This window comes from Helicobacter sp. TUL (assembly GCF_002287135.1).
Classification (GTDB): domain Bacteria; phylum Campylobacterota; class Campylobacteria; order Campylobacterales; family Helicobacteraceae; genus Helicobacter_F.
This window is the reverse complement of record NZ_NESU01000024.1, coordinates 1-10097: the sequence shown is the minus strand read 5'-3', so window position 1 is coordinate 10097 and position 10097 is coordinate 1. Positions and strand designations below refer to the sequence as shown.

Below are 10097 nucleotides of genomic sequence, written 5' to 3'. Positions count from 1 at the left end.
TTACTAATGTTAAAATACTTGTTGATTTCATCTTCTGGAGCGGAAATATCCATAAGTTTATAAGGCTTTTTGCCTTTTTGATACAAATAATATTCATATAACCACTTGAGATTTGCAATATCTATACTTTCATTTGGAAACACAAGCTTTGTGCGATGTGAATCAAGACGCGCAACATGTTTAAATTCTATGCCATTTGTTTCAAGATATTTGCTTAATGTGTAAGCATAATAATTTGCATCATCCGCTGCGACATAAAAATCCTCTTCCCCCATTTCTTTTTTAAAATACTCCACTTCCTCATCGCTAAAACCTATTTCAATTACACATTTATCACAATTCACCACAAAGTCTTTAGCTTCCAAACTCAAGCATAGAGCCATAATTATTGCAATATTTTTTATATATTTATACATACTATTTTCCTTTAGTTTTGTTGGTGTATCACAATATGGTAGCAATTATTCTCATCTAAAACATTTATTTTACTCAATAGTTTAATAGCCTCATTTTTAAATTTCTCTTTATTTTTACCTAAAGATGAATGAGGAATATCAACCACATTGACAACATTAAAATCCGCACAATGTGTTGATACACTAGAAGCTCCAAGTTCATTGATTTTGTTTGTCATTGCCTGTATAATCTCATCTTTGTTTTTACCAGCTTTTTTCTGCGTTTCATATACATCTAACACTCGTTGTCCAGGTTGCTTATAAGTTCTTCTTTGTTCCTGCATTCCTTTATTGACAATATTATTGTACATTACTTCAGCTTGCCGTCTAGGCGTTCTTGCTGTGCTACTAATTACAACTCTTGTGTAATTAGAATTTTTTGCTATTTGTCTTAGTATATTTTTAGAATATTCAGAAACCAAGCTTATATCTATTCCATTTTGTCCTACTACCTCAATATCACTCAAATCCCCTTCCTCCACATACACCACCTCTAGCACCAAACTATCTATTCCTTTGTGTTGCATTGCTATATGGATATGTGCTAAATCCTCAAATAACTCTCTAGATTCTAAGAATATTTTTAATTTGTGGGGCCTTGAGATTAATAGGTCTTTGTAAAGATTCATATTCGTTAAGATTAAGGTTATTATGATTAGCGTTATAGGATATATAGAATCTCTTTTTGTCATTCATACACTCAAAGGCTAGAGGGGAGAATTCTTCTAAAAGATGTGGTGTATCTATTCTGTGCTTATTGCTTGTGCGGATTAGAGCAGATTGTATGTCTGTTTGTGTTATCATATATGTGCCTATGTCAAGACTTTTTGCATTGGTATCTATTCCTTGCTCTAACTCTATATGTCCATGTCCTCGCATATATTCATTTTTGGTTTTTGAGAGTGTGTAGCTTTTTAGTATCTGTCCATAGCTTAGTAGGTCTAAAGACTTATTGTTATATTGTAGTGATAGAGGCAAGGCTCTATAATGCTTTATATCATATCTTACAGATTTAGAAGGAGTTTTAAGATAAGCAAAGATAGCAATGTTTTTACCTTCCCAATCTTTTTTTATTGGTATGCTTAAACTTTCCCCTTGAGTATTGAGCTGTGAGGGGCTTAGTATGATTCCTTGCTTTTGTAGCTCCTTATGTATGTTTTGATGTTTTTCAAACACCATATAACCCCATTTGGTATTGTGGCGATATTGTGCTATGAGGCTTTGTGCTTCTCTTATGTCTTTTGTCTTATCCTTGATAATATATTCTGCCTTTAGGCTAAGAGGTATAGCCCATTGCGTAGTATTATGTGCTTGTATTGTGTCAATCTTGTGTATAGCACTTACTCTTACTTGAGCGTTTATCTTGTCGTGTTGTGCTATATGTTTTGGTATATCTTTTGCAAAATGCAATGTCTTTATACCCTCTAGGCTACCTTGCTTTTTATACGCAGGGCTTATGTCTAGTCTAGGAGATATTTGGATATGCGTTATCTTTTGTTCCTCATCTAGTCCTAATTGCTTTAGCACAAAATACACTTGCGATAAAGAGCCATTATTATAGACTAAAATATTATTGCACTCTATCATGCCTTTATCATCACTTAGCACCCTCTCTACAAAGTGCCCTATATCCATACTAAAGGCATAGATTTCTTTATTAGCTAAAGGCTCGTTGTTGTGATTGATACATTGGGCTTGTAGGCGTATGGGGATAGTATTGGGAGCTGTGTGGAGTGGGGTGTCTGATGGCTTAGATTCTGTATTTTTAGAATCTAAGCCATATACAATACATTGTGAGCATTCTAAATATTGATGAATATCTCCCGCATTAGCCCTTTGCTGACATAAAAAATTAATCAAATCATCATAAGTTTCTTGAGGTATATCTTTTACTACATTTTCCTCTGACACTTCTTGGAGATTGAGTATCTCATCAGCTACTTTATTTGTCATATCCTCTTTTCTTTCCTCTAGGCTTCTTTCATCAGATTCTATAAGAGACATTATGCTTTGCCAAGTAGAGTTTGCTAAGTCTTTAGCTTCTTGCCAAAGGTAGAGGGTGGTGTTTCGTAGCTTGATATAAAAATTGCTAAGAAGCCAAGTGGTTGCATAAGAGATGATAAGGCTGGCGATAATACCTATTATATTTTCTGGCAAAGTTAAGATAGAAACAATTCCTATCCCAATGGTAACCCCACTCAATACTATCTTTTCAGCTACACTTAAATCCTCATTATCCATATTAAGCACAGAGCCTTTTATAGAATCTTTGATAGTGAATAGAATCTTTACTTGAATAGGCAGTCCCTTTTCTATGCTTGTCGCAATGGTGCTTATGGTAGAATCCATCATACTCAAAGCATTAAAGAGATAAGTTTTTAGGGTTTCTTTATCTTTTTCTCTTGCAATTCTTTCTAACTCCTCTTGTGTCATACATTCATAGAATTGCTCTCCATTTTCATCAGTGATTAGTCTATCACTTGGGACACATACCACAGCTATACTATAAATTTCACTCATTGTTTGTCTCCATAAGCACTCTTTTTAAACCAATAAATGGTCTTTGATTTTTTGCAATAATTTTTTCTGCACTATATCCCATTTGTGAATCTAGCTCTTTAATTAGGGTATTCACATTACTCATTCCAAAGGGATTGAAGCGAGTGCAAAAATAGGGTATTACATATTTGTTATTAAAAAATACAGGTCGCACAAATGCAAGGGGGGAAATGTTTAATCTATGATTGCGTCTAGGTAAAGTTATCAATGCCAATCCCTCTCTACTTAGCTTAAGATTCCCAAAGATTCTGTATTCTAAAATAACATCATTTTCGAAGAGCAAAATCCGCTTGAGTAAAAAAGGCTTACTTATAAAAATATGAAACAATACAATAACAATAAAGGGTGGTGCAAATACTGATAAAATAATCGCCATAGAATATACAATAAAAATATACAAAAATCCTAGAATCCACACACAATAATTCTTAAAGCCACCTTGATATTCGCAGACTAAAATAGGATTGCTTTTGTCTGTGTGTTTGTTTGCTAAGCCATTCTTAAAGAGCAGAATATGGATATATAGCCATAGAATGCAATATATAGTAAAAGCAAGCATAATAGTAAGATAAGAAATGAAAAACATAAGATTGCTATCATACCACTTCAAAAGAATACCATACAGCAGATATACACTCATTGCTATCAATATTATACCAATATCAAACATCACCGAATACAAAATATGATTCCACTTCCTATCTCTCTTGCTTCCCAAGCCATTTAACAAAAGTGGGTCAAAGGGTTGGTTAATATTCATACTTGTTCCTTTCTTGGAAGCTAGCCACACAAGCAAGGATAAGCTTTAATCTGTCCCCTTTGTTTGCTTGTGCGTATTCTTCTATCTTTTTCTTTACTCTTTCATCTTTGATATATCGATAATCTTTTAGCATTTTTTGATAGATGTCATCTTTTATGTCTTTGTCATTGATAGTGAGTTTTACACTAAATCCATAATCTCCTGCGATATAACTTTTTAGAATCTCCCCTATATAGTTTAGATTATCTTGCATAGATTCTAAGCTTGCTAACTCCTCTATAAAAGCAGAGCTTATACTATCATGATTAAGAAAAGAGCGTGGATAGGGTATAGTGTCTTTTTCTTGCGCGATATTGTCTTGATGAGATAAAGTATTAGTTTGCATGAGAATCCTTAGTGCAATCTTGTCTCATTTCTTTTACTTTTTCATTGTAGAAATTCATAAAGTTTTCTTTGACTTGATGTCCATTTCTGACAATTAAATCAAAATGTATAGTGGTATAGTCGCTTTCTTTACCATAGCGGATTGTTATGATTTTCTGGTCCAAAGCATTTTGTATATCCTTTTCACTTAAAGGATAGAGATTCTCATAAGGGATAAAGACATCACTAAAGATTCGCCCAATGAGTAAGCCCTTTTCTGTGATACTAAGAGAGTTTTGAGATATAAGGGTTAATAGATACCATAGACATACCAATGAGAATGTCAAACCAAAAGCATACATTTTTAGTAACCCACCAAATAAAATAAGGGCTATAGCACCAAAAAAAAGAGAGAGATACATCAAACCTGCAAATCTCCACCTTTGCCATTTTACTTCCATAAGAATCTTACCTACATTATGGTTTTTTGCTCTTGCAAATTTAGGAGTAAAAAATAAAATAAAAATGTTCAAAATAAAATACACAACAACAAGCCAAAAAGAGTGTATAAGAAATATCTTAACAATAAAAGGGAGATTATGGATAATTTGTGCTTGCAAGACTATATTTTTCTTAGTATAGACTGCAAGGGCAAGATTGCCAAAGACTACTATGAATGTCGGTATCCCAACAAAGAAGAAAGATAGACGATACATTGTGTGCAAAAATTTTCCGCAATTTTTAAATACTGGGTGATACCATAAAAAATACAAAAACATTATGTAATCCTTTCTATATAGTTTATATTATCTTGTATAGATTCTAAACTTGCTAATTCCTCTATAAAAGCGGAGTTTGTGCTATTGTGATGAAGAAAAGAGCGTGGATAGGGTATAGTGTCTTTTTCTTGTGCGATATTGTCTTGATGAGATAGAGTATTAGTTTGCATGAGAATCCTTAGTATGGTTTTATGTTCTTTGGGCTTCTTTGGTTTTTTCTTGGTAGAGATTTATATGTTTTCTACCCATTATCTATTTTATCTCTATTCACTCTTAATCTCCCCACCTTTCACTACTAAACCATTAGAATCTATAATGACTTCTACTCCACCTGCTTTTAAGATTATTTTATCGCCCGAAGCTGCAATCATGCTCTCTCCTATATTAAAGTTTAGAGTATTATTTGCCTGGATAACCATATCTGTTACCACATTTATATCAGAAGTATAAGAATGTAGCGTTAAATGTTTTTTAGATTCTAAAGTCATATTTTCATTGGCATTGAGAAATATACTTGAATTTGTGGTTATAGTATGGTTATTAGCAGCAAATACATCAATATCCTTTACTACACTCTGTGTCAAACTTCCCTCAATATGCTCTTGTTTCTCTCCTTGCACAATTTGATGTAAATCCCCACCAACACTACTAGAAAGATTATTATTTATCTCTATTGTTTTATCTCCCCCAACAACCTCACTACTATCATTAGCTACTCTAAGTTTATTATCTACACCTACATTTAGAGTATGAGATAATCCTACTATGGTATCTTTACTTAAGGCTACATTAGGGCGAATTTATCATTCTATCATAAGATGAAAGGTGAGGATAAACTTGTGTCCAAACAGCAAAGAAAAACAATCCTATAAATACAGCAATAAGACATATAAAAGCTATATAGGCATCTGCTAAATATCGCTCTTTTGTCTTGATAAAAATAATCCACAAGAAAATAAATAATAAAATAAGCCCAATTAAATGCATCGTTATAAAAGGTATCGAATCATTTGTAATCTCAAGGCTATCTTCTAATGAAAAAATTATGATTAGATTCAAAATATTTATGACAAAAGGCATTAGTAATGTCAAAATAACAATTCCAAGTATTGTAAGTTTTCTTTTCATTATATGATTTTCCCATATTTTAGTCTAAGCTCATTGCTGTAGTCTATACCTTGTTTATCTGTTAAATTCATTATGTCTGACAATTTATCCCATCATCAAAAAAGTATATTACTATAGAGACAAGCATAAAAAATAGTAACCAAGAGAGCCATAGGCAATTACTGCGACTAAGAATCTTGTTATAAGAGGCAAAAGCTAATATCAAACTTAGCATACACAACAAAGGCAAGGCAAAAAATAAATACGCTATGCCAATTTCTATGGGAAACTCACAAGCTACTTCTAGGCAATGAAAAGTCCAAAAATAATCACAATGAAAAATCATACTTGAAACAAAACTAAAAAGCCATACCAAGATAAAAGCCATATTTACTAGAAATGTAGCACAGATTCTATACAATCGGTATGGTTGCCACTTAGAATCTAAGTATCGTTTGCCTGCAAGAATCATAAGACACAATGCATATATCACAAAAATCTGACTACCTTTCAAGAAAGTATGAGCTTGACTTAAGTGATGAGATTCTCCTACTTTGTGTAATACATTTGGGCTAAGCAAAAATGGGATATGGACAAACCAAATAGCTAAACACATAACAAAAGCAATAAAAATCCATAAATCCACTTTTTTCATTGAAAAAGACCTTTTATAACCCTTTCTTTCAATTCAGATCCATAGGAGATTCCTGCATTGTTTGCTTTTATATCACTCATATCAAATCCTGTGCCATAATTCTCGATTTTGTTGTTATGTTACTCCAAAAAACCTTTTTACCAAAAAATCCTGCAAGAAAAATGACAGATACATACTCGGCAAAATAGAGGCATAGGCGATACTTTTTATTAAGCTTCTCTTTTCTTCTTGGAGTTGCTCTTTGGGGGTAGAATCTTTCTTTTTAGATTCTTGTTTTAACTCCCATAGTAAGCCTAGATTCCATACAACAAGGTATAAAGAGAGCAAAGGAGCTATTGGAACAAACCAAAATATCCACAGCATACTACGAGCTTCTGCCGCTATCTCACAATAAAAAGATAATTTGCTCATTGATAAACTTCCTTGATATTTAAACTTCACTTTTTATGCGTTCTAGTCGCTCTTTGACAAATCTGTAATTTCATTTTTCAATATTTATTTTTGCTTTTTGGGGTTAAAACTAAAAAGTATCGCGACATACAACATACATTCTGCAAAAAACACCAAGCTTGGCAAGAAACTCTCCTCAAAAAATATACTATCTTCTATGCCAAATCGCAAACTTAAAACAATGCATACAAATAGCACACATAGATTCAGTATAAACACTTTTTTACGCAGATAAACAACATTAAACACCACAAGCCCAACAAGCATTCCAAGATACAATCGCAATATTAAAGCCAAATAGTATCTATGCTCTATCTCTTCACTTATAGCATACCTCTCTGGGTCGCTTGGAGAAAAATATATGCCATTCATACAGACATCTATATAATATACCTTGCTTACAAAATAGGCGATGACGAGAATTACCACATACGCATAGGCTATGTAAGTAAAAAGTTTTGGATTCTTATGATATATAAAATATGCAAGATAAAAGCTAATCACAATGGCACAAAATAAAATAAGATAAAACACAATATGAGAATAATTAAAGATTAAAAACTGCATACTAAAACCTTGCTGGAGACAACATTAACCCATTCTTTTCTAATAGCTCTAAGGCAAATTGTATTCCTTGTTCATTTGCCAAAATATCATCATTACTAAATCCGCCACCTATAACAAAATCTTTTATTTCATTAGCAACACCCAATGATCTGACATAATCTGGATCTCTAAGAATATAAGTCAATTTCGCACTTTCAAGAAAATGAATAACCTTATCTAATCCATTTTCATCACCCTCAAACTTAGGCACATAATTTTCATAAAGATGAAATATGGCTATACCACCTTCTTCACTTGCACCCTTTCTTTTACTATACATAAAGTATATAAGGTTTTCAAAAGTTTTTACCAAATCATTATGTGTGTTAGCATTCTCCACCATATACCTCCCAAAATCCACATAATACTCTTGCGGGAAATTGTCTTTATAGATTCTGTAATCGCTAATGAGCTTGTCTAGGGCTTTGTAAATAAGAGGATTTTTACTCATATCTTTGCGATTTATGATGTCGATTGTAGAAAATGCAATCTTTCTTATATCTTGCTCTGTAATTTTTTGGTTTGTCTTCGCCCAAGATTTTAGGATTCTAGTTTGGTTAGATTCAGTATTTGCAACAATACTATCACTTACATTTTCTTTCGGAATCTCAATCTTAACAATCCTGCCTTGTGGCTTATCAAGAAATAGTAGGCTTGTGTATTCTCCAGAGATTCCCACCACAAACCTATGCACCAAGTTAGCATGCCCTTTCTTTTTATCTTTGATGATAATCTCTTGTATATCATTTGTGAATTGTCTTAGGCTGTCTTTAGAATCAAAGCTTAGGATAGTATCGTTGGATTGAGATTGCCTAGATTGTGTTTGTAAGTCTTGTGATTGTTGTGTGTATTGTGTGTCTAGGGAAAGAGTGTAGTTGCTTTTTTGAGTAAGATTCTCATCTGTATAGATTTTAAGAGAGGTTGAGTTTTCTTGTAATTGTATATAATATTCTTGTGTGTGGTTGTGGGCTTGGCTTGAAGAGTTTCGTAGAGTGTATTTAGTAGTACAATCTGATTGCGATAGAGTAAGGGTTGTGCCATTATAATAAAAGCTAGGTATCTTTTCAAAGCTCTCCTCACACAAATGTCCATACTCATAGCTTCTGCATAGCTTTCTTACTCTATTTTTAGGATAAGTATAATAGTCTTTATGCTCTATGGTAATCTCAAAGCGATTGATGTCTTTAAGATATGGTTTAGAGTCAAAGAGTATCTCGCCATTAGAATCAGTCGTGCCATCTAAAGGGATTTTTTGCCCTGTCTTTAGTCCCATAGCAAGTAAGATGACTTTTGCATTAACAATAGGATTATCTTGCATATCTCTAATGCGTATGCGTATGGTTTCTTTGCTATATGTTTGTGTGTTTTGTGTGTTTGACATAGTATTTCCTATCAATTCCTAGCTAATCTTATATTATGAAATATCGCTTTGTAATATTAGCATTGTCTTTGTAAAATTTGCTTGGCTCTCTTTGGAATCTTTCTCTACTCACTCTTAACCTCCCCACCTTTGACTATCAATCCTTTAGAATCTATTGTTACTTCTACTCCGCCAGCTTTGATGATGACAGAATCTGAAGTAGCTGTGATAGTAGTCTCGCCTATGTTGAAGTTTAGACTATTGCCTGCTTGGATAGCATAATCACTTGCTACCTCTGATAGGATATTATCAGCTACAAAGGTAGCGTTGGTATCTGTTTCAAATCCCATAGCAGCATTAGAAGTAAAGAGTAGATTCCCTTTGGTTCTTAGTGTGGTTTCATTGGTAGATTCTATATTGATAGAATCTTGTGTTTGTAAGTTGTATTGTCCCCCAACAACCTCACTCTTATTCCCCTTTATGTTTCTATTCTCATCTGCTTGTATGGATTCACTATTATTCCCCCCTATCTCTATTGTTTTATCTCCCCCAACAACCTCACTACTATCCTTAGCTACTCTTAGGCTATGACTTGCTCCTACATTAAGGCTATTGCTTAATCCTACTATAGTATCTTTACTTAAGGCTACATTGGTTAAATATTCTCCTCCTATAGTAACATTTTTAGCTAAGCCTATGGTTTGGGTATGAGCTTTAGTAATAGATTCACTATAGCTTCCTTGCACTTTAGAATCTTTATTGTTGTGTATAGTTTGAGAGAAATTATTATTTATAGATTCTCTATAGTCTTTTTGTGCTCTTATATAGATTTCTTCATTATCTTTGAGGTTAGAGAAACATAATTGATTATAACCATACTCTTGTGCTCCTATGGTTTTAGAGCTTAGTGTTGTGATATGATCTTGCTTGGGTAGAGTAGAGGGAATAGGGTTAGTTGTATTATACAAACTCCCTGATACATATGGCTTATCTATATCATTAT

At 33.1% G+C, this 10097-nt stretch carries 14 protein-coding genes; 1 reads left to right on the top strand and 13 read right to left on the bottom strand.

All coding sequences use genetic code 11. From position 1 onward, the window contains the following. From B9T66_RS08420 to B9T66_RS08395, 6 genes are all read right to left on the bottom strand, one after another. Positions 1 to 416, bottom strand: a 416-nt coding sequence (locus B9T66_RS08420; protein ID WP_180763384.1) for a hypothetical protein, incomplete at its 3' end; no start/stop codon positions are given. A gap of 11 nt (positions 417 to 427) precedes the next feature. Beyond that, a complete protein-coding gene (locus B9T66_RS08415; protein WP_257874675.1) occupies positions 428 to 1084 on the bottom strand; it encodes a hypothetical protein in 657 nt (218 codons plus the stop codon). Further along, positions 1020 to 2975, bottom strand: a complete 1956-nt coding sequence (locus tag B9T66_RS08410) for a hypothetical protein (RefSeq protein ID WP_095628521.1) — start codon at positions 2973 to 2975, stop codon at positions 1020 to 1022. The genes B9T66_RS08415 and B9T66_RS08410 overlap by 65 nt, the downstream gene beginning before the upstream one ends. Next, positions 2968 to 3774 carry a hypothetical protein gene (locus B9T66_RS08405; RefSeq protein WP_095628520.1) on the bottom strand — a complete coding sequence of 269 codons (807 nt, stop codon included), beginning with the start codon at positions 3772 to 3774 and terminating at the stop codon, positions 2968 to 2970. The genes B9T66_RS08410 and B9T66_RS08405 overlap by 8 nt, the downstream gene beginning before the upstream one ends. After that, a complete protein-coding gene (locus B9T66_RS08400) occupies positions 3764 to 4159 on the bottom strand; it encodes a hypothetical protein (RefSeq protein WP_095628519.1) in 396 nt (131 codons plus the stop codon). Before B9T66_RS08400 ends, B9T66_RS08405 begins: the two co-directional genes overlap by 11 nt. Next, positions 4149 to 4916 (bottom strand): hypothetical protein, encoded by a 768-nt coding sequence (locus B9T66_RS08395; RefSeq protein ID WP_095628518.1) that lies wholly within the window; start codon positions 4914 to 4916, stop codon positions 4149 to 4151. Before B9T66_RS08395 ends, B9T66_RS08400 begins: the two co-directional genes overlap by 11 nt. A 36-nt stretch (positions 4917 to 4952) precedes the next feature. Here B9T66_RS08395 and B9T66_RS09385 point away from each other — a divergent pair, with 36 nt between their 5' ends. Beyond that, positions 4953 to 5006: a hypothetical protein gene (locus B9T66_RS09385; RefSeq protein ID WP_374220134.1), complete on the top strand. Its 54-nt coding sequence runs from the start codon at positions 4953 to 4955 to the stop codon at positions 5004 to 5006. Positions 5007 to 5179: 173 nt separating this feature from the next. On the opposite strand, the gene B9T66_RS08390 is transcribed toward B9T66_RS09385, so the two are convergent. The 7 genes from B9T66_RS08390 to B9T66_RS08360 all read right to left on the bottom strand — a co-directional run. Next, a complete protein-coding gene (locus tag B9T66_RS08390) occupies positions 5180 to 5536 on the bottom strand; it encodes a hypothetical protein (RefSeq protein ID WP_257874674.1) in 357 nt (118 codons plus the stop codon). Between the two features lie 169 nt (positions 5537 to 5705). Beyond that, a complete protein-coding gene (locus B9T66_RS08385; protein ID WP_095628516.1) occupies positions 5706 to 6044 on the bottom strand; it encodes a hypothetical protein in 339 nt (112 codons plus the stop codon). Between the two features lie 70 nt (positions 6045 to 6114). Next, complete coding sequence (locus tag B9T66_RS08380) at positions 6115 to 6678, bottom strand: hypothetical protein (protein WP_095628515.1); 564 nt, start codon at positions 6676 to 6678, stop codon at positions 6115 to 6117. Positions 6679 to 6792: 114 nt separating this feature from the next. After that, the gene (locus B9T66_RS08375) at positions 6793 to 7089 is read right to left on the bottom strand and encodes a hypothetical protein (protein ID WP_095628514.1); all 297 of its coding nucleotides are present in this window, start codon (positions 7087 to 7089) and stop codon (positions 6793 to 6795) included. An 84-nt stretch (positions 7090 to 7173) separates the two neighbouring features. Further along, complete coding sequence (locus B9T66_RS08370; protein WP_095628513.1) at positions 7174 to 7695, bottom strand: hypothetical protein; 522 nt, start codon at positions 7693 to 7695, stop codon at positions 7174 to 7176. Position 7696: 1 nt separating this feature from the next. Next, the gene (locus B9T66_RS08365; RefSeq protein WP_095628512.1) at positions 7697 to 9115 is read right to left on the bottom strand and encodes an Ig-like domain-containing protein; all 1419 of its coding nucleotides are present in this window, start codon (positions 9113 to 9115) and stop codon (positions 7697 to 7699) included. A gap of 104 nt (positions 9116 to 9219) precedes the next feature. Further along, on the bottom strand, positions 9220 to 10097 hold an 878-nt coding region (locus B9T66_RS08360), incomplete at its 5' end, for a bacteriophage T4 gp5 trimerisation domain-containing protein (RefSeq protein ID WP_441319095.1).

Coding starts and splice junctions, on each gene's coding strand:
- B9T66_RS08380 (WP_095628515.1), bottom strand. CDS start 6,678: ATGAAAAAAGTGGATTTATGGATTTTTATTGCTTTTGTTATGTGTTTA.
- B9T66_RS08365 (WP_095628512.1), bottom strand. CDS start 9,115: ATGTCAAACACACAAAACACACAAACATATAGCAAAGAAACCATACGC.
- B9T66_RS08370 (WP_095628513.1), bottom strand. CDS start 7,695: ATGCAGTTTTTAATCTTTAATTATTCTCATATTGTGTTTTATCTTATT.
- B9T66_RS08410 (WP_095628521.1), bottom strand. CDS start 2,975: ATGAGTGAAATTTATAGTATAGCTGTGGTATGTGTCCCAAGTGATAGA.
- B9T66_RS08385 (WP_095628516.1), bottom strand. CDS start 6,044: ATGAAAAGAAAACTTACAATACTTGGAATTGTTATTTTGACATTACTA.
- B9T66_RS08400 (WP_095628519.1), bottom strand. CDS start 4,159: ATGCAAACTAATACTTTATCTCATCAAGACAATATCGCGCAAGAAAAA.
- B9T66_RS08375 (WP_095628514.1), bottom strand. CDS start 7,089: ATGAGCAAATTATCTTTTTATTGTGAGATAGCGGCAGAAGCTCGTAGT.
- B9T66_RS08395 (WP_095628518.1), bottom strand. CDS start 4,916: ATGTTTTTGTATTTTTTATGGTATCACCCAGTATTTAAAAATTGCGGA.
- B9T66_RS08405 (WP_095628520.1), bottom strand. CDS start 3,774: ATGAATATTAACCAACCCTTTGACCCACTTTTGTTAAATGGCTTGGGA.
- B9T66_RS08415 (WP_257874675.1), bottom strand. CDS start 1,084: ATGAATCTTTACAAAGACCTATTAATCTCAAGGCCCCACAAATTAAAA.